Raw genomic sequence first — 18,695 nt, 5'->3', positions numbered from 1 at the left:
CTCCTCGAAAGGCGTCATGCTCGGCCCCATGAAGCAGCGGGGAACGGTGATCCTCCTCGTCCTGGCGGCGGCCGTGGCGGGATTCATGTCGGTAGGGTTGGTGCAGGCGGCCGAGGAGCCCGATCTGGGCGGGCCCGTCGTGGTGACGCCCTCACCCGACGGGCACAGCACGTCCGATCCCCGAACATCCAGTCCCACCCCGAGCGGCCAGAAGACCTCCGAGCCCGCCGTCTCCGGCTCGCCGTCCAAGAGCCCCGGTCCCCGCCACAGCGCAGGCTCCACACCGCGAAAGACGAAGGCCGAGCCGGTCAAACCGCCCTCGCCGAGACCGGGCGGCGGCGATGACGACGACGATGACGGCGATGATGGTGGCGGCGATGACGACGACTGACGAGGAGGTCACATGCGGGTGAGCGCCCGTGCCCGGATCGTGGGCTGGATGCTCGCCGTCGTCGGCCTCGCCCTGTCAGTATCGATCTTCGCAACCTGGTCCATCCTGCTCGCCCGGCTCGACAGCCGGATCAACCTCGAGATCAGCAACGAGGTGGACAAACTGCGCGCTTATGTCCACCCGGAGACCGGCCACTCGTTCACCGCACTCGAAGACCTGCTCGACGGATACCTGTCGGTCAACACACCCGACCGGTGGGAGACCTTCTTCAGCATCGTCGACGGCGAGGCCCACAAGGTCACCGCCATCCCGCCGCCCGTACGCATCGACACCGACGCCGAGCTGGTCTCCGACATGGCCGAGGCCACCGAGGCCGAGCGCGGCACGGTCGAGAGCGCGGAAGGCCCGGTCAAATACGCCGTGATCCCGGTGCGGGTGCAGGGCGACCCCCGCCAGGGCCACTTCGTCGTGGCCATCTTCTACGACCGCCACCGCGACGAGATCGTGGAGGCGGTGAGCACGCTCGGGTTGTCCGCGCTGGCCGCGATGGCGCTGTCGGGCGGCGCCGGCTGGCTCGTGGCCGGACGCGTGCTCGCCCCCGTCCGGCTGGTCAGGCAGACCGCGGAGCAGATCAGCGACTCCACCGATCTCACGCGCCGGCTCGACGTGCCCGGCAACGACGACGTCGCCGCCCTGGCCGGAACGTTCAACCACATGCTCGACCGGCTGGAGCGCGCGTTCGTCGGGCAGCGGCGCTTCCTCGACGACGCCGGCCACGAGCTGCGCACCCCGATCACCGTCATCCGCGGTCACCTGGAGCTCATGGGCGAGGACCCCGCAGACCGCGCCGAGACCATCGCCCTGGTCACCGACGAGCTCGACCGCATGAACCGCATCGTCGACGACCTGCTCACCCTCGCCAAGGCCGAGCAGCCGGGGTTCCTCACGGTCGACGACGTCGAGCTGGCCGACCTGACGGTCAGCGTGGTCGCCAAGGCCCGCGCGCTCGGCGAACGCCGGTGGCGGGTCGACGAGGTGGCCGAGGCGCGGCTCCCGGCCGACCGCCAGCGGCTCACGCAGGCGCTCATGCAACTGGCGGCCAACGCCGTGCGCCACACCACCGACGGCGACCTGATCGCCGTCGGCTCCGCCGCCCGCGACCAGCAGGTGGAGCTCTGGGTACGCGACAGCGGCCCCGGCGTGCCGGCCGCCGAGCGCGAACGCATCTTCGGGCGGTTCGTGCGCGGCGCGGGCCGCACCGGCGCCCACGACGGTGCCGGCCTGGGGCTGGCCATCGTCAAATCCATCGCCGAGGCCCATGGGGGCGACGTGAAGGTGACGGAGGCTCCGGGCGGAGGAGCCTGCTTTGTCATGACCCTGCCGCTGCGGCAGCTATGGAGGCAGTGGTGAACCGTATTCTGATCGCCGAGGACGAATCCAGGATCGCCTCCTTCGTGGAGAAGGGGCTGCGGGCCAACGGCTTCGTGACCGCCGTGGTCGGCGACGGGGTCGCGGCGTACGACCTGGCCTGCGCGGGCGGGTTCGACCTGCTCATCCTCGACATCGGGCTGCCGCTGAGCGACGGGTTCACGGTGTTGCGGCGGCTGCGCGAGTCGAGGGTCACCATGCCCGTGATCATCCTGACCGCGCGTGACAGCGTGAGCGACACCGTGGCGGGGCTGGAGGGCGGCGCCGACGACTACATCGCCAAACCCTTCGCCTTCGAGGAGCTCCTGGCCAGGGTGCGGCTGAGGCTGCGCGCCGAGCGTACGCCCGAGGTGACCGTGCTGCGGGTCTCGGACCTGTCGCTCGACCTGCGCACGCGGCGGGCGTACGTCGGGGACCGCGCGGTCGACCTGTCCGCCAGGGAGTTCGCGCTGGCGGAGATCTTCTGCCGCCATCCCGACCAGGTGCTGACCCGCGAGCAGCTGCTCAGCCACGTGTGGGGCTTCGACTTCGACCCGGGCTCCAACGTCGTGGACGTGTACGTACGCTATCTGCGACGCAAGATCGGCGCCGAGCGCATCGAGACCGTCCGCGGCGCCGGTTACCGGATGAGAGCCGCCTAATCATCACCTCACGGTTGCTTCACCCCACACGTAGAAGCTGTTCATCAACGGCACTACAGAGGGAGAAAACGTGGCAACCGGGATGGTGATGGACCTCGCGGCGATCGTCGCGCTGGCCTACGGGCTCTACTATCGGCGGCACCACCGGCGCGACCTGCTGTTCGCCTACGTCGCGCTCAACGTGGGCATTTTCGCCGTGGTGTCGCTGCTGCTCGTCCAGCGGGTCGACATCGCGGTCGGGTTCGGGTTGTTCGGGGTGTTGTCGATCATCCGGCTGCGGTCCAGCGAGATCACCCAGCAGGAGATCGCCTACTACTTCATCGCGATCGTGCTGGGGCTGGTCAACGGCCTGGCCGGGGAGTGGCCGCTGACCGCGCTGCTGCTGAACGGCGTGCTGCTGGCGATCATGTACATCGCGGACCATCCCGGACTGCTCGGCCGCACCCGGCAGCAGGTCGTGACGCTGGACGTCGTCCACGCCGACCCCGACCTGCTCCGCGCGGACCTGGAGGGCCGGCTGCGCGCGCGGGTGCTGCACTGCGTGGTCACCCAGGTCGACTACGTACGCGACGTGACCGTGGTCGACGTCCGTTACGCGGTGCCGAAACCGGCGCCCACATCGGGGCCCAAGGCGACGATGGGAGTGCGGCGATGACTGGACCCGACGCGGACGTGCTGCTCGCCGGGGTGGCCGCGGCCGCCAGGCCGGTCGGGCTGGCGGACGTGCCCGAGCTGATGAGCCGGGTCGACTGCAAATATCTCGTGACGGGCACGACCATGGCCCGGCTGGCGGGGGAGCTGGGAGACCGGTTCTCCGTGCTCCGCATCGGCGGCAGACGGCAGTTCCGCTACACCTCGACCTACTTCGACACCCCCGACCTGCTCACCTTCCGCCAGCATCGGCAGGGGCGGCGGCGCAGGTTCAAGCTCCGTACCCGCACCTATCTGGACGGTGGCGGGCGGTGGCTGGAGCTCAAGCTCAGCGGCGCGCGCGGCAGCACCGACAAGCACCGCATCCCGTACGACGGGGTGCCCGCACACGTCCTCACCCAGGAGGCGTGCGACTTCGTGCACAACACCCTGGTCGGGGAGCTGCGCCTCGCCCCGCCCGCCGCGCTCGGACCGGTGTTGTCCACCGACTACCGGCGTGTGACGCTCATCGACCGGGCGGGGGCGGCCCGGCTCACCTGCGACACGGGGCTGCTCTGCCACGACGGGCGCCGGCGCGTGCCCGCGCGGCGCGACCTGGTGCTGCTGGAGTCGAAGTCGGCCGACGGCAGGGCCCTGGTCGACAGGGTGCTGCGCGGGTTGGGGGTGCGGCCGGTCAGTGTGAGCAAATATTGCATCGGGATGGCGGCGATGCGCGAACTGCCGGGCAGCAACCGCTGGCGTCCGGTGCTGCGACGCTTTCTCGAGCCTCAGGAGGAGATGTCCTGTCTCAGCCGAGCGGCCTAGTGATCGGCCATGGACGAGTCGATGCGGCAGGCGCTGGGGCTGACCACGCGCCACGTCAGGGACGGCGGGATCGTGCCGGAGGTTCTCGGAGAGACGCGGACGGTGCCGGGGTGAGCGTGCGCGACATGATCCGCCTGACCGTTTCCTCCAGGGAGCTGGTCTGGTCGATGACGATCTCGCCGGCGCCGGGGAGCAGGTCGCGTTCGACGTACCAGTCGCGCATCATGTCCGCGCCGAACTCCCTGCTCTGGGGGCGGGTGGCGTGGCGGCGCAGGGTCTCCTCGAAGGAGACGTCGAGGTAGAAGAAGTGGCTGCGGTCCGGGTGGTCGCGGCGCAGCGCGGTCAGCATGTCGCCGTATCTTCCGCTGGTGAGGATGCCCTCCAGGATGACGTGGTGGCCGTGGTCGAGGGCGTAGCGGGTGACGGTGTCGATGAGGCCGATGTTCACGCCGCCGGGCTGGTCGAGCTCGCGCAGGATCTCGCGGCGCAGCACGTCCTGGCTGACGATGGCCAGGCCGCGCCCGCCGTAGGCGTCGCGGAGGGCTCGCGCGACCGTGGTCTTGCCCGAGCCGGAGTTGCCGCGCAACACGATCAGCTGGGTCTGGTCCGAGCGTCCACGCACCGCACCAGGCTAACCGCCCCACCGCATCCGTTTATTCGGGACCTGGCCGGTGATAGGCACCGTAACGACCTGCAGCGATGCCCGGCCACGAGGGAAGTCTTCATGCTTGAGCGCATCCACGAGATACCGGGCGTCTCGCTGAGCGCCGACGACTACCTCGACGACTTCTGGCCGAGCTACCGCCGGATGGACGACGTGTTGTGGAAGGTCGAGCGGGTGCAGAGCTTCTCCGGAGCCGGAGAACCGGGATGGGCCGCGCTGACGGAGGGCGACCGGGGCCGGTCGCTCAGGCTGATCGACGACGGGCCGGCCGCGTCCGGGGGGTTCGCGCGCAGGCGGCTGCGAATCGTCGAGCCGCCCATCACCTCCTACCTGCGGTGGGAGATGCACGTGCTGGCGTTGCGCGGCGCGGCGGGCGAGGAGGTGCGGGTGCTCGCCGCTCAGCAGGTGGCCGATCTGGAGATCGACCGGCGGCTGCCCGAGCTGGTGGTGCTGGGGACCTCGGTGATGTACGAGGTGACGTACGACGCCTCGGGCATCCACAGCGGCGCCCGGCGGATCGACGACCAGGAGGCGATCGCCGCCTGCCGGGGCGAGCTGGACAAGCTGTTCACCGCCGGGGAGGACTTCCTGGCCTACTACGAGCGCGAGATCGTCCCGCTGCCTGCTCCCCAGGTGGCCGTCTGAAGCAGTGAGGCTGCCTGTCTCATATCCCGACGAGGAGGAAAGAGTCCTGCCGACGTCTCAGAGGGGCAGGTCGCCGGTGGCGGAGGCGGTCGAGCCGGTGGCCTGGTAGGCGGCGATGGTGCGTTCGGCGATGCGCATCTGGTGGATCTCGTCGGCTCCGTCGGCGAAGCGGGCCCAGCGGGCATGCTGGAACATGTGCGCCAGCGGCGTGTCCGTCGAGTAGCCGAGCGCCCCGTGCACCTGGATGGCCCGGTCGATGATGCGGTTGAGGCTGTTCGCGACGAAGTGTTTGGCCATCGAGACCTCGGTGCGGAAGTCCTCACCTTTGTCGATCTTCGAGGCGGCGTGCAGCACCATCAGCTTGCACTGGTAGAGCTCCATGGCCGAGTCGGCGATCAGCCACTGGATGCCCTGCTTCTCGGCCAGCAGGGACCCGTGGCTGTAGCGGGTGAGCGCGCGGCCGACCATCATGTCCAGGGCCGATTCCGCCTGGGAGATCCAGCGCATGCAGTGGGCGAGCCGGGCCGGGCCCAGACGGTACTGGCCGAGGCGGTGGCCGTTGCCGCGGCCGCCGAGGATCTGGCTGCCGGGCAACCGCAGGTCCTCGATGACGATCTCGCTGTGGCCGGTCGAGCCGTGCATCGTCTCGACCTCGCGCACGTCGTTCCAGCCGGGGTCGGGCAGGTCGACGAGGAAGGCGGTGTTGGCGCCGCGCGAGCCCTCGGGCACGTCCTGCTCGGTCCTGGCGATGAGGATGGCGAAGTTGGCGCGGCGGGCGTTGGAGATGAACCACTTGTGGCCGTTGATCACCCACTCGTCGCCATCGGGTACGGCGGTCGTCTGGATCAGGGTGGGGTCGGAGCCCGCCACCTCCGGCTCGGTCATGGCGAAGCATGACATCGTGGTGCCCTCAAGGAGGGGCCGGAGGTATCTCTCCTTCTGCTCGTCGTTCGCCCAGTGCAGCAGCGTGTGCATGTTGCCCTCGTCGGGGGCGCTGCAGTTGAGCACCCACGGGCCGATGCGGGTCTTGGCGGCCTCCGACTGCACCATGGCCAGCTCCACGTGGCCGAGGCCCATGCCGCCCCACTCCTTCGGCATGTGGGGCAGCCACAGTCCTTCGGCCCTGGCGAGGGAGCGCAGGTGGAAGATCGTGCGGAGGTACGCGTCGCGGTCGCCCTCCTTCAGGTCCTCCATGGCGGGGGCCACGGTGCCCTGGATGAAGGCGCGGACCCGCTTGCGGATCTCCTCGTGCTCGGGGGCGAGGGTGAAATCGATGGCCATGCTGCTCCTTACGGTGAGTCAGTGGGGTGGTGGCAGGCGAGCCAGTGGTCCTCGCCGACCCGCCGGATCCGGGGCTCCTCATCGGCGCACCTGGCCGACGCGCGCGGGCAGCGGGTACGGAAACGGCACCCGGTCGGCGGGTCGACGGGCGACGGCGGTTCGCCGCTGATCAGGGTGTCGGCCGGCGGGAGGTTCAGGTCGCCGTCGGGGATGGAGGCGATGAGCGCTCGCGTGTACGGATGGGCGGGACGGGAGATCAGCTCGTCGCTCGGCGCGAGCTCGCACACCTTGCCCAGGTACATCACCATGATCCGGTCGCTGACGTTCTTCACCACGGCCAGGTCGTGGGCGATGAACACGAGCGTGAGCCGGTAGCGGTCCTTGAGGTCCTCCAGCAGGCCGAGGATCTGCGCCTGCACCGAGACGTCCAGCGCCGACACGGGCTCGTCGCAGATCACCACCTCGGGATCGAGGATCAGCGCCCTGGCGATGGAGATGCGCTGGCACTGCCCGCCGGAGAACTCGTGCGGCCGCCGTACCGCCGCCGCCTCAGGATCCAGGCCGACCGCCTCCAGGACCTCGTCCACCCGGTCGCCGGGCAGGTCCCACACGCGGGGGCCCTCTCCGACGATCTCGCGGACGCGGCGGCGCGGGTTGAGGGAGGAGATGGGGTCCTGGAAGATCATCTGGAGGCGGCGCCGGGTTCTGCGCAGGGCCTCGCCGCGCAGGGCGGTCAGCTCCAGCCCGTCGAGCCGGACGGAGCCGGACCGTGGCGGCGGGAGCTGGACCAGCGCCCTGGCGGCACTCGACTTGCCGCAGCCGGACTCGCCGACGATTCCGAGCGTTTCGCCCCGCGCCAGGTCGAAGCTCACGCCGGAGACCGCCCGTACGGTTCGGCCGCGTCCGGTGGGGAACTCCACGACCAGATCCTCCACCCGCAGCAGCACCTCGTCACGGGGACGCAGGTGTGCGTTTCCGCTACCGGCCACCGCTGTCCGCCCTTTCCTTGAGAGTTTCCGCGTGGTCGCGCGGGTACCAGCAGGCGTAGGAGGCGGCCAGCGGCGGCGCCTCGCGCGCGCACCGGTCCCGCGCGTACGGGCAGCGCGGCTGGAAGGCGCATCCCCGCGGCAGGTCCACCAGATCGGGCGGCCGGCCGGGGATGACGCGCAGCCGGTGGTGCACGGGGTCGGTCAGCCGGGGCGCGGCCTGCAACAACGCCTCCGTGTAAGGCATCCGCGGCCGGGCGAACACCTTCGCCGCGGGCCCCCGCTCCACGACCCTGCCCGCGTACATCACGATCACCTCGTCCGCCCACCGGGCCACCACCGACAGGTCGTGGCTGACCAGCACCACCGCCATGTCCCGCTCCTCGCGCAGCCGGTGCAGCAGCCGCAGCACTTGGTCCTGGATGGTGACGTCGAGCGCGGTCGTCGGCTCGTCGGCGAACAACACGTCGGGCCCGCACGACAACGCCATCGCGATCGTCACCCGCTGCCGCATGCCGCCGGACAACTGGTGCGGGTAGCGGCGCAACGTGCGCTCGGGGTCGGGGATGCCGACGGAGGTCAGCAGCCGCACGGCCTCGGCACGGGCCTGCTTGCGTCCCATGCCCAGGTGCACCCGCAGCGGCTCGGTCACCTGGGTGCCGATCGTGCGCACGGGGTTCAGCGCGGTCATCGGGTCCTGGAAGACGGTCCCGAGCCGGGGCCCGAGCACCGAGCGCATCTGGGCGGGGCTGTGGGCGGTCAGGTCGTCGCCCGACAGGTAGACGTGCCCGCCCCTGACGGAGGAGCCGGGCAGCAGGCCCAGGATCGAGCGGATCAGCATCGACTTGCCGGAGCCCGACTCGCCGACGATGGCCAGCGTCTTCCCGCGTTCCAGGGTGAAGGAGACGCCGTCCACGGCCTTGACGACGCCGCGCGGCGTGACGAAGTGCGTGCGCAGGTCCTCCGCCTGCAGCAGGCAGTCGGCGCGGACCTCGTGCTCGGCGGACGGCAGCGGGGCGGCGGCCGCCTGGCGCACCGGCTCCAGGCCGCTCTCCCGCACGTCCGTCAGCGACCTGAGCCGGTCGCCCACCAGGTTGAACGAGAGCACGGTCAGGAACATCACCACCGAGGGCGCCAGCACCACGTGCGGCGCGCTCTCCAGCAGCGTGCGGCCCTCGTTGATCAGCCCGCCCCAGGTGGGGGTGGGCGCCTGGACGGACAGGCCCAGGAAGGCAAGGCTGCCCTCGGCGACCACGACCACGGCCATCCCGATGAACGCGTACGACGCCGCCGGCACCGCCACGTTCGGCACGATCTCCCGCCACAGGATGCGCCGGTCGCGGGTGCCGAGCACGCGGGCGGCCAGCACGAACTCGCGCTCGGCGTAGGTCAGCGTGGCGCCCCTGATGAGCCGGACCCAGGACGGCACGCCCAGCACGCCGAGGACGATGAGCACGTTGCGCAGGTTCGCCCCGGCGAAGGCCACCACGGCCAGCGCGAACACCAGCGCGGGGAACGCCTGCGCCACGTCGTTGACGGCCATGATGACCGCGTCGGTGGCGCGGCGGCGGTAGCCGGCCAGGATGCCGAGCGGCGCGCCGATGCCCAGGCCGAGCAGCACGGCTCCGATGCCCACGCCGAGCGAGACACGGGCGCCGTACACGATCCTGCTGAGCACGTCGCGGCCGAGGCCGTCGGTGCCGAACGGGTGCGCGGCGCTGGGCCCCGAGCGCGGCGGCCCGGCCAGCGTCTCGTCGTAGCGGGCCAGCGGCAGCACGTCGGCCAGGACCGCGGCCAGCAACACCAGCCCGATCCAGCCGGCGGAGGCCCAGAAACCCCACCCCAACCGGCTACGCACGCCGGATCCTGGGATCCACGGCGGCGTACACCAGGTCCACCGCGAAGTTGACCGCCACGTAACCGACCGAGATCAGCACGACGCCTCCCTGCACCGTCAGGTAGTCGCGGGAAAGGATGGAGTCGACGATGAGCCGCCCGACGCCGGGCAGGCCGAAGAGGGTCTCGATGATCACCGTGCCGCCGATGAGCGCGCCCAGGTTGAGCCCGACCGCGGTGATCAGGGAGATGGCGGACGGGCGCAGCGCGTGCCGCCACAGGATGCGGCGCGGCGACAGGCCGCGGGCGCGGGCCAGCGTGATGTAGTCCTCCTGGAGGGTGGCGATCAGGTCCGTACGCAGCAGCCGCGCGTAGACGGCGAGCTGGCCGCAGCCGAGCGTGATCGCCGGCAGGATCACCGAGGTCAGGTTCCAGCCCAGGTCGAGCGAGATGGGGGTCCAGCCGGTCGCCGGCACGACCTGCCAGGTGACGGCGAAGACCAGGATGAGCAGCACACCGAGCACGAAGACCGGGGTCGACAACAGGGCGAAGCTGAGCGCGGTGAGCGCCTGGTCCAGGGCCCGGCCGGCGCGGCGGGCGGCGGCCACGCCCACCGGGATCGCCAGGCCCAGCGCGATGACCTGCGCCGCGACCAGCAGCTCCAGGGTGACGGGCAGCCGCTCGGCCAGCTCGCTCGCGACGGGCATCCGGGTGATGTACGACTCGCCGAAGTCGCCGGTGACGAGCCCGCCGAGCCAGCCCAAATAGCGCACCAGCAGCGGCTGGTCCAGCCCGAGGTCCTGGCGGACCTGCGCGCGGGCCTCCTCGGTCGCCGACAGGCCCAGGATCTGCGTGACCGGGTCGCCGGGCAGCAGGTTGAGCAGCGCGTACGACAGGAAGGTCACGACGAGCAGGACCACGAGGAGCCGGACCAGCCGGTGGACAATGATCACTGCGGGTCGACCCAGAGCTGCGTGAACGGGTGGTAGGGGATGGGCGACCCGGTGAGCGGCAGGCCCTTCTCGCCGTCGGGCAGCAGCTGCTCGCCGATGCCGTGCACCTTCGTCCTGGCCACGATGGAGCCGGTGTTCAGGTGGTCGATGAACACGTACGGCACCAGCTCGCGCAGCCGCTGCTGCACGGTCGCGTACGCCTTCTTGCGCGCGGCCTCGTCCGGGTTGGTGCGGCCGACGTCGAAGGCGTCGCTGAGCTGCTTGTCCTTGAACCGGGTGAAGTTGAGGGACACCTTGCCGACGGGCTGGGAGTAGGCCTGGTGCAGCCAGATGTACTCGCCGTCGGGGTCGGGCGAGGAGAACGCGGTCCACACGGTGGCTGCGAAGTTGCCGGTGACGGCGCGGTTGATCAGGTCGGCCTGGTCGGCCTGCTTGATCGTGACGTCGATGCCGGCCTTGCGCCACATGTCCTGGGCCAGCTCGATGCCCTGCATGGTGTTCGGGTCGGGGGTGGAGATCATCTCGAAGCGGATCGGGCCCTTCTCGGCCTCCACCTCCTTGACCAGCGCCGCGGCCTTGCCCGGGTCGTAGGCGGGGTAGTCGCCGCCCTCGGCGTACCACGTGGAGTCCTTCGACCACGGGCCCTCGGCCGGCTCTGTCAGCCCGCCGCGCAGGGTCGAGATGACGGTCTCGCGGTCGGTGGCGTGGGCGAGCGCCTTGCGGACCCTGAGGTCGTCGAGCGGGGCCACGGTGGTGTTGAGCATGAACATGTACTCGGCCACGGCCATGCCCTCCGACCGGTGGACCGTGTAGGCGTCCTGCTGGGCGCCGTACTTGGTGAGGTCCTCGTCGCGGGAGGTGCCCATGGCGTCGATGCCGCCGGCGTCGAGCGTCTGGGCGCGGGTCTGGCTGTCGGGCAGGATGCGGAACTCGATCTCGTCCAGGTAGGGGAGCCCCTGACGCCAGTAGCGCGGGTTGCGCGTGACGACCATGCGGTTGTCCGGCACGTACTCCTTGAAGAGGAACGGCCCGGTGCCCACCGGTTCGAGGCTGGCCGCCTTGGGGTCCTTGAGCGAGGCGGGCGGCACGATCATGCCGACCTGCGCGTCCAGGTAGTAGGGGAAGGCCACCCACGGCTGCTTGAGCGCGACCTTGACCGTCATCGGGTCGACCAGCTCGAACGTCTTGACCGGGGCCAGCACCGCGGCGTTGAGCGGCGAGGCCTTCTGCGCCTCCAGGTTGGCCTTGACGATTTCACCGGTCAGGGCGATGCCGTCGGAGAACGAGATCCCGTCCCTGATCTTGATCGTCCACTCGTCGTGTCGCTCGTTGGGGGTGAGCGATTCGGCCAGGTTCGGTGTCCAGTCGCCGTTCGCGTCCACGGCCGTCAGGGTCTCGATGATCGTTCCGGCCATGCTGTAGCTCTGCCCCGCGAACTGGTCGGTGACGGGGTTGAACCCGTTGGCGTCCGCGCTCAACCCGTACACCAGGCGCCCGCCCTGGACGGGGCCGGACGCGGACGCGCCCGACTGCGGGGCGGCGACGGGGCGCTGCCCGCTGCACGCCAGCATCACCGCCGCTGCCAGCATCAACGTGGCCGGCGTTCTCCAGCGTTTCATCCACGCCTCCTCCCGGTCATCCCCCCGAGAGCAATTTCACCGATAGTACTATCGGTGAAATTCCGCACAAGAGCCGCGAGAGAATCGTTACGGGAGGGGAGGGCATCGATGACGAGCACACCGCTCAGCAGGAGCGAGGCGAAAGACCTGACCCGTCGCAAGCTGATCAGGGCCGGGCTCGCGATCCTCGACGAGGAGGGAGAGGCCGGGCTGACGACCGTCAAGGTCGCCAAGGCCGCCGGCATCGCTCAGTCGAGCTTCTACGTGCACTTCAAGGACATGCAGGAACTGCTGCGGGTGCTCGCCGAGGAGGGCGGCCGGCGGCTGCGCCACTCCATGCGCGAGGCGCGCCGGGCCGCCCGCGAGGCCCCCGGCGACCTCGAACGCCACCGCGACACCTTCCGCATCCCCCTGGAGGCCATCTGCCGCCACCCCGAGCTGCTCCGCATCCAGCTGCGGGCCCGGCACGACCCGTCGTCCTCGCTGCGCGACTTCGCCAAGGAGACCGCCGCAGCCTACCGCGAGCACCACGCCGCCGACCTGGCCGCCCTCGGCTACACCGCCGACGACGAGCACGGCAGGCGGCGGCTGGAGATGATCGCCGACGGCATCAACGCGGCCACCAACGCCCTCGCCATCGGCCACCTGGAGGGCCGCTACCCCGACCTCGACGAGGCGGCCGACATCCTGGTGGCCCTGTCGCGGGGCGCGCTGCGGCTGCTCAGGTCCGGCTCGGGCCGGGACGAAGGCCCGCGGCCTCCCGAGCCCGACGACCCGGCGCTACACGATTAGGGCTCAGAGCCCGCCGGCGAGTGCGGCGGCCGCCGCGTGGTCGAGCCTCCCGTCCACCACCGCCGTGACGACGCGCCTGGTCAGCGTGTCCTCGACGAGCAGCGGACGGTCCCACGCCAGCGCCTGGCCCACCCCCGGATACTCCTCGACACGCACGAACCAGGGGTCGTCGCCGTCCTGCGCGAACACCAGCGTCCAGTCCCGCCCGGCCGCGTCGGTGCCGGACATGGCGATCCAGCGGTCCCGGCTGCCGTGCACCGCCCGCTCGTCCCCCGGGAGGGTCGTCCTGGCGGTCGAGGCGCCGGGCGCGCGCCAGAAGAAGCCGCCGTAGCCGGCGCCCGCGCGGCCCTTGGTGGCCGAGCTGTTGATCTCCAGCGGGGCTCCGGTGAGGTTGGTGAGGGTGAACGCGAAGTCCAGGGCCCAGGCGTCCTGGAGCGGCCGTACGGTGACCGTGCGCTCCTCGCGGGCCATCAGCCCGCCGCCGGGCCCGATCCACTCCAGCTGCTCGACGAACCCGTCGTCGTGCAGCCGGGAGAACGCCACGTGCCGCTGGACGCCGTGATCGTCGAGCCAGGTGGGCCCCTGGTCCCTGACGTAGGTGCGGCCGCCCCAGAAGTTCGCCCCGCCCAGGTCCGCGATAGCCACGCCGGCGCCGAGGTGGTGGACGTGGTCCTCGGGCCTGACCTCGGTGACCTCGACGCCGCCCAGCGTCCGCACCCGGTGCAGGTAGGGACGGGGCGAGTCGGTCGCCGGCAGGCCGGGCCGCGTCTCGTAGCGGGCCACAGGGCGGTCGCCGGCCAGCAGCTCCACCCGGGTCCATGGCACGTCCAGCTCGGAGTAGAGCGCCAGCCGCTCGGTGCTGCGGGCGGTGAGGCCGGCGATGCCCGGCAGGACCCGGCGCACGACCTCGCCCCCGCCGTCCCGCTCGACCTCCTGGTGCCGCTCGGCGATCGGCAGCGGCTCGGGCGCCAGCCGCACCGCGTCCAGCACCTGCGTGAACGTCTCCGTACGGGCCAGCGGGACCAGCAGCGGGGTCCCCGTGCGCACGTGGTCGAGCAGGTTCTCCAGCAGGTCGGTGCGGTCGTACACGGTGGTCGTGACCGACCCGTCCGGCAGCTCGACCTTGACGCTGTCCTGGGTGTAGACGAGCGTGGCCCGGCCCGCGTCGCCGTGCACCACCAGGTACGGCTCGTGCCGCTCCGGCGCGCACAACGACACCGCGACGGTGAGCACGAGGCCGTCGTCCAGGCGGATCCGCACGCAGGACGTGTCGTCCGACTCGATCGTGTTGGCGCGGTAGAGCTCGGTCTCGATCTCCGCGATCGGGCCGTCCGCCAGGGCCAGGGCGGTCGCCACGGCGTGCGCGAACGGGTTTGTGAGCGCGCCGTCCACCACGTCGGCGCCGTCCAGCCGGCGCCTGCCCGACCAGGCCGAGCGGGTGAAGTAGGAGGCGGGACGCTCCCAGGCGCCCGCGCCGCCGATGCCGCGCACCCGCCCGAGCCCGCCGCTCGCGATCAGCTCGCGCAGCGCCGGGATCGCCGCGGAGCCGAGCGACTGGAAACCGACCTGGCAGGCCAGCCCCGTCTCCGCGACGGCGGCGGCGATCCTCTGGTGCGCCTCGGGCGTCGCCGCCGGCGGCTTCTCCAGCAGCACGTGCGAGCCCGCGTGCAGCGCGGTCACCGCGAGGTCGGCGTGGGTGTGGATCGGCGTGCAGATGATCGTGATCTCCGCGCCGGTCTTCGCGATCAGCTCGCGCAGGTCGGACGACTGCAGGGGCGCGCCGAAGCCCACCTCGACCGGGCGCACGTCGCAGATCCCGGCCAGCTCGGCCACGCCGGAGTCCGACAGCAGGTGAAGCTGACGCAGATGGTGCTGTCCGTGCCCGTGGGCTCCGGCCAGCACGATTCTCGCCGGCGTCATCACGACCACCTCAGCCCTAGCCCGGCGTGCGCGCCCGCGTGGAGCGCCCCGCCGGAGATCTCCACCGGGTACGGCTTCTCCAGCAGCCCGAGGGCGGCGAACGAGGCGTCCTCCACGTCCTCCACCATGGCGGGCAGCGGCAGGGCCAGCGCGAGCTGCCCCGACATCTCGCTCAGCAGGTGCGGGTAGACCGGCACGTCGTACGTCCTGGCCAGCTCCACGACGCGCAGGAACGGCGTGATGCCGCCGACCCGCGCCACGTTCGGCTGGACGACGTCGCACGCGCCGGCCGCCAGCAGGTCGCGGAAGCCGTACGTGGTGTAGACGTTCTCGCCGACGGCGACCGGCACGTCGGTGGAGCGGCGCAGCTCCACGTGCGCGGCCACGTCGTCGGCGGGCAGCGGCTCCTCGATCCAGTGCAGGTCGAACGCGCGGAGCGCGGCGAGCGCCCGCCGTGCCCGATGCAGGTCCCACCGCTGGTTGGCGTCGATCATCAGCAGCCGGTCGGGGCCGATCACCTCGCGGACCGCGGCCACCCGCGCCACGTCCTCGGCCAGGTCGGGGCGGCCCACCTTGATCTTGACGCCCCGGTAGCCGGCCGCCACCCAGCGGCGGGCCTGCGCGACCAGCTCCTCCAGGGAGTAGTGCAGGTTGACGCCGCTGCCGTAGACCGGGACCTCGTCGCGTCGCCGCCCGAGCACGCCTGCCAGGTCGCGTTCGCCGCAGCGCAGGTCCCACAGTGCCAGGTCGACCCCGGCCAGCGCGACGGTGGTGATCCCGCCGGGGCCCGCCTCCCGCAGGTGCCGCCAGAGCCGGTCCCACACCACCTCGGGGTGCGGGTCGAGACCGACCAGCGCCTCGCGCAGGTCGTGGTCGAGCAGCGCCTTGACGGCGTGCGCGCCGATCTGCGGCGTCCACGAGAAGCCGCTGCCGGTGCGCCCGTCCGCCAGCGTGACACGGGTGACGATCACGTGGTTGGCCGGCACGTCCGCGCCCCAGGGGCGGGGCAGCGGGACGCTGCGCAGCTCGGTACGCAGATCGGTGACGGTCATGACGCCGCCAGCTCGAGACCGGTCTTGATCAGCGCCTCCAGCTCCTCCAGATGCTGGTCGGTGACGTTTACCAGCGGCGGGCGGACGCCGCCCACGTCCAGGCCGCGCAGCCGGACGCCGGCCTTGACCAGGGAGACCGGGTAGCCGGAGACCTTGCCGCGCAGCCGTACGAGGGGGGCGTAGAACTCCGTCAGCAGCCGTTCGTCGCCGTTCAGGTAGGCCTTGGCGATCTCCGGCGCGAACGCGAACACCGCGCTGGAGTAGAGCTCCACGCCGATGCCCCGGTAGGCGGGCATGGTCAGCTCGGCCGTCGGCAGCCCGTTGAAGAACAGGAATCCGGGGAACCTCTCGCGCACGGCCAGCACGGTCCGCTGCATCCTGTCGATGTCGCCCAGGCCGTCCTTGAGCCCGATCACGCCGGGGACGCCGGCCAGCTCGACCACGGTGTCGGGCTCCAGCACGACCGTGCCGCGCTGGTAGATGATCACCGGCAGCACGGAGGCGATCGCCGACACGTACGCGGTGTAGCCGTGCCCTGGCCCCTGCGCCAGGTACGGCGGCATGAGCAGCAGCCCGTCCGCGCCCGCCTCCTTGGCGGCCCGTGCCTGGTTCAGCGCCACGCCGAGCGGGCCTCCCGCGCCCGCGAACACCGGCACCCGGCCGCCCACGGCCTCGGCCGCCACCCGCACCGCGCGGGCGTGCTCGGCCTCCGACAGGGCGGAGAACTCGCCGGTGCCGCAGGCCGCGAAGACGGCGCCGGGGCCGTGCTCCATGCGCTGGGAAATGTGCTCGGCCAGCACCTCCTCGGCGAGCCCGCCGCCGGCGTCGAACGGGGTCACGGGGAAGAACAGCACACCGCTGAGATTCATGGAACTTCCTTGAGTTCGGTGCGCCAGCTCCGCTTCGGCTGCCAGCCGAGCAGGCGCTCTGCCTTGGTGGTCGAGAAGGCGGGGGAGGTGCCGGTGAGCCCGGCCGCGAGCTGCTCGGTGCCGGGCACGACCTGGGGAAGCAGCTCGGCCAGCGGCTTCCTGGCCAGCGCGTCGGCGGCGCCGGCGAAGAAGACCTCGCCGTTCGGCAGCTCCGGCAGAGCCTGGGCGAGCACGGCGATCATGTCGGCGGCGTCGCGGGAGTCGATGTAGTTGAACAGCGAGACGCCGGCGAGCTCCGGCCGGTCCAGCCGCTCCTTGACGGTGTGCCCTGACTGGGTCGGCGCGCCCGCCCACTCCTCGGGCGGGATGACGAAGCACGGCCGGACCGCGGCCATCCTGGTCGTCCCGGCCACGGCGAACGCCTTCATCGTCTGCTCGGCCGCCACCTTGGACAGGTTGTAGGCGTTCCACGGCCGCACGGGGTGTTCCTCGTCGATCGGCAGGTACGTCGGCGCCCAGCCGCCGGGGGCGCCGTACCCGAGCACGGTGGGGCTGCTGGCCACGACCACGCCGGCCACGCCGAGCGCCACGGACGCCTCGCAGACGTTGAACGCCAGCTGGGTGTTGACCTTGAAGATCACCGACTCCGGGTGACTGAACGGGGTGGCGATCGCGGCCAGATGGATCACCGTCTCCGGCCGGAACCTGGCGATCGTCTCGAACGCCTCTCCCGTGTCGGTGAGGTCGGCGGGTAAGGTGGCGGCGGCCTCACCTGGGGTTCCGGGGGCGCGGTCCACGCCGATGACCTCGTGCCCGGCCGTCGCGAGCGTTCTGACCACGCTGCGGCCGAGGCGTCCAGCGCTTCCGGTGACGAGGACTCTGCTCACCGTGAGGGGCTCCTTCAGGACTGCAAACAGTTGCACTAAACCTTTGTGTCAGGAGGGGCAGGGCGTCAAGAGGTGATTTCATGTCCGGCGGTCTAGCTGGGGTTTCCTGATTGCTCTGGGTGCGGGATGGTACAGCAAGCGCTTTCATCCGCCTCAGGGCCTCTGCAAGCGGTTGCGTTAGGGTGTGCGATTGTGACTGTGACGATTCGTGATGTGGCCCGGGCCTCCGGTGTGCATGTATCAACCGTGTCGCGGACGTTCTCCGCGCCGCACATGGTGAACGCCGCCACCCGCACGAGGGTGCTGACGGTGGCCGAGGAGCTCGGATACCGGCCCAACCGGGCGGCCAGGGCGCTCACGACCGGGCGCACCCACAATCTCGGCCTGATCGTGGCCGACATCGCCAACCCGTTCTTCCCGCCGCTGATCAAGGCCGCCCACGCGGCCGCCAGGCAGCGCGACTACCACCTGTTCGTGGCCGACACCGACGAGGAGCCGGCCGCCGAGGAGGAGCTGGTGCAGGCGTTCTCCAAGCAGGTGGACGGCGTGGTGCTGTGCAGCCCGCGCTCGTCCAACAAGGCGCTGGAGCGGCTGGCCGAGCGGGTGCCGTTCGTGGTGATCAACCGGCGGCTGCGGGGTGCCGCCACCGTGCTGATGGACGTCGGCCACGGCGCCAAACTGGCCGTCGAGCATCTGGCCGGGCTCGGGCACCGCCGGGTGGCGCTGGTGTCGGGTCCCGCCGGCTCGTGGACGAGCGCGGAGATCCGCGCCGCCGCCGAGCAGGTTCCGGGCGTGGAGCTCGCCGTCATCGGCCCCAACGCGCCCACCGAGCGGGGCGGCTTCGCCGCCGCGGGCCGGGTGCGCGACGCGAGGGTGACCGGCGTGCTGGCCTACAACGACCTGGTGGCGATCGGGCTCATCGAGGGCCTCGGTGATCTGGGGCTGAGCGTCCCCGCGGACGTGAGCGTCGTGGGGATCGACGATATCGTTCCAGGACGGCTGAACCGTCCCAAACTCACCACGGTCGCCATGCCCACCGCCGCGGCGGGGCGGCTCGCGGTCGATCTGCTCATCCAGGAGGTGAGCGCCACCACCTCGTTGGAGACCCGACTGGTCGTCAGGGATTCCACGGCCGCTCCGCGTTAGCGGAGAGCTGCAAACGGTTGTACAAAACAAGGGCCGAATTCATCTGACTTCTGTCGAGACCAACCTGCCCAGCAGGGCAAACGCGTCAACGATATATCGGTAACGGCTAGGTAACGCCTGCAAAGGGTTG

At 71.2% G+C, this 18,695-nt stretch carries 18 protein-coding genes; 8 read left to right on the top strand and 10 right to left on the bottom strand.

The annotated features are described in order from the left end of the window. Positions 1 to 28 precede the first annotated feature (28 nt). The 5 genes from E1294_RS04470 to E1294_RS04450 all read left to right on the top strand — a co-directional run bounded on the left by E1294_RS04470 (position 29) and on the right by E1294_RS04450 (position 3,915). Positions 29 to 391, top strand: coding sequence for a hypothetical protein (locus E1294_RS04470; RefSeq protein WP_132504735.1), 363 nt, complete (start codon positions 29 to 31; stop codon positions 389 to 391). 12 nt (positions 392 to 403) lie between these two features. Beyond that, complete coding sequence (locus E1294_RS04465) at positions 404 to 1,801, top strand: sensor histidine kinase (RefSeq protein WP_220447542.1); 1,398 nt, start codon at positions 404 to 406, stop codon at positions 1,799 to 1,801. Then, positions 1,798 to 2,460, top strand: coding sequence for a response regulator transcription factor (locus tag E1294_RS04460; protein ID WP_132504733.1), 663 nt, complete (start codon positions 1,798 to 1,800; stop codon positions 2,458 to 2,460). The genes E1294_RS04465 and E1294_RS04460 overlap by 4 nt, the downstream gene beginning before the upstream one ends. Before the next feature lie 82 nt (positions 2,461 to 2,542). Continuing rightward, positions 2,543 to 3,115 (top strand): DUF4956 domain-containing protein, encoded by a 573-nt coding sequence (locus E1294_RS04455; protein ID WP_132504767.1) that lies wholly within the window; start codon positions 2,543 to 2,545, stop codon positions 3,113 to 3,115. Continuing rightward, complete coding sequence (locus tag E1294_RS04450) at positions 3,112 to 3,915, top strand: polyphosphate polymerase domain-containing protein (RefSeq protein WP_132504731.1); 804 nt, start codon at positions 3,112 to 3,114, stop codon at positions 3,913 to 3,915. Before E1294_RS04455 ends, E1294_RS04450 begins: the two co-directional genes overlap by 4 nt. 55 nt (positions 3,916 to 3,970) lie before the next feature. Here E1294_RS04450 and E1294_RS04445 read toward each other — a convergent pair whose 3' ends face one another. After that, complete coding sequence (locus E1294_RS04445; protein ID WP_246082808.1) at positions 3,971 to 4,537, bottom strand: kinase; 567 nt, start codon at positions 4,535 to 4,537, stop codon at positions 3,971 to 3,973. A gap of 102 nt (positions 4,538 to 4,639) precedes the next feature. Between E1294_RS04445 and E1294_RS04440 the strand changes: the two genes are divergently transcribed. Next, positions 4,640 to 5,224: a DUF6879 family protein gene (locus E1294_RS04440; RefSeq protein WP_132504729.1), complete on the top strand. Its 585-nt coding sequence runs from the start codon at positions 4,640 to 4,642 to the stop codon at positions 5,222 to 5,224. Positions 5,225 to 5,281: 57 nt separating this feature from the next. Here the strand turns inward: E1294_RS04440 and E1294_RS04435 are convergent, their stop codons facing one another. Genes E1294_RS04435 through E1294_RS04415 form a run of 5 tightly spaced genes read right to left on the bottom strand, consistent with a single transcriptional unit; the run spans position 5,282 to position 11,899 of the window. Next, positions 5,282 to 6,505 (bottom strand): acyl-CoA dehydrogenase family protein, encoded by a 1,224-nt coding sequence (locus E1294_RS04435; protein ID WP_132504727.1) that lies wholly within the window; start codon positions 6,503 to 6,505, stop codon positions 5,282 to 5,284. A gap of 8 nt (positions 6,506 to 6,513) precedes the next feature. Continuing rightward, positions 6,514 to 7,494, bottom strand: a complete 981-nt coding sequence (locus tag E1294_RS04430; RefSeq protein WP_132504725.1) for an ABC transporter ATP-binding protein — start codon at positions 7,492 to 7,494, stop codon at positions 6,514 to 6,516. Continuing rightward, positions 7,484 to 9,349 (bottom strand): dipeptide/oligopeptide/nickel ABC transporter permease/ATP-binding protein, encoded by a 1,866-nt coding sequence (locus E1294_RS55425; RefSeq protein ID WP_132504723.1) that lies wholly within the window; start codon positions 9,347 to 9,349, stop codon positions 7,484 to 7,486. Before E1294_RS55425 ends, E1294_RS04430 begins: the two co-directional genes overlap by 11 nt. Then, positions 9,342 to 10,280, bottom strand: coding sequence for an ABC transporter permease (locus tag E1294_RS04420; RefSeq protein WP_132504721.1), 939 nt, complete (start codon positions 10,278 to 10,280; stop codon positions 9,342 to 9,344). The genes E1294_RS55425 and E1294_RS04420 overlap by 8 nt, the downstream gene beginning before the upstream one ends. Continuing rightward, positions 10,277 to 11,899 carry an ABC transporter substrate-binding protein gene (locus tag E1294_RS04415; RefSeq protein ID WP_132504719.1) on the bottom strand — a complete coding sequence of 541 codons (1,623 nt, stop codon included), beginning with the start codon at positions 11,897 to 11,899 and terminating at the stop codon, positions 10,277 to 10,279. Before E1294_RS04415 ends, E1294_RS04420 begins: the two co-directional genes overlap by 4 nt. A 108-nt stretch (positions 11,900 to 12,007) precedes the next feature. Here E1294_RS04415 and E1294_RS04410 point away from each other — a divergent pair, with 108 nt between their 5' ends. Continuing rightward, entirely contained in the window at positions 12,008 to 12,691 is a 684-nt protein-coding gene (locus E1294_RS04410) for a TetR family transcriptional regulator (RefSeq protein ID WP_132504717.1), read from the top strand. A gap of 3 nt (positions 12,692 to 12,694) precedes the next feature. Here the strand turns inward: E1294_RS04410 and E1294_RS04405 are convergent, their stop codons facing one another. The 4 genes from E1294_RS04405 to E1294_RS04390 are packed head-to-tail and all read right to left on the bottom strand — an operon-like array spanning position 12,695 to position 17,419. Beyond that, positions 12,695 to 14,611 (bottom strand): DUF6807 family protein, encoded by a 1,917-nt coding sequence (locus tag E1294_RS04405; protein WP_132504715.1) that lies wholly within the window; start codon positions 14,609 to 14,611, stop codon positions 12,695 to 12,697. Next, positions 14,611 to 15,663 carry a mandelate racemase/muconate lactonizing enzyme family protein gene (locus E1294_RS04400; protein ID WP_132504713.1) on the bottom strand — a complete coding sequence of 351 codons (1,053 nt, stop codon included), beginning with the start codon at positions 15,661 to 15,663 and terminating at the stop codon, positions 14,611 to 14,613. The genes E1294_RS04405 and E1294_RS04400 overlap by 1 nt, the downstream gene beginning before the upstream one ends. Beyond that, complete coding sequence (locus E1294_RS04395; RefSeq protein ID WP_132504711.1) at positions 15,660 to 16,532, bottom strand: 5-dehydro-4-deoxyglucarate dehydratase; 873 nt, start codon at positions 16,530 to 16,532, stop codon at positions 15,660 to 15,662. Before E1294_RS04395 ends, E1294_RS04400 begins: the two co-directional genes overlap by 4 nt. After that, positions 16,529 to 17,419, bottom strand: coding sequence for an NAD-dependent epimerase/dehydratase family protein (locus tag E1294_RS04390; RefSeq protein ID WP_132504709.1), 891 nt, complete (start codon positions 17,417 to 17,419; stop codon positions 16,529 to 16,531). The genes E1294_RS04395 and E1294_RS04390 overlap by 4 nt, the downstream gene beginning before the upstream one ends. 192 nt (positions 17,420 to 17,611) lie before the next feature. On the opposite strand from E1294_RS04390, the gene E1294_RS04385 reads away from it, so the two are divergent. After that, the gene (locus E1294_RS04385) at positions 17,612 to 18,565 is read left to right on the top strand and encodes a LacI family DNA-binding transcriptional regulator (RefSeq protein WP_132504707.1); all 954 of its coding nucleotides are present in this window, start codon (positions 17,612 to 17,614) and stop codon (positions 18,563 to 18,565) included. Positions 18,566 to 18,695: the final 130 nt, after the last annotated feature.

Source organism: Nonomuraea diastatica (assembly GCF_004349015.1).
GTDB classification, from domain to species: domain Bacteria; phylum Actinomycetota; class Actinomycetes; order Streptosporangiales; family Streptosporangiaceae; genus Nonomuraea; species Nonomuraea diastatica.
This window is presented reverse-complemented; position numbering and strand designations above follow the sequence as displayed.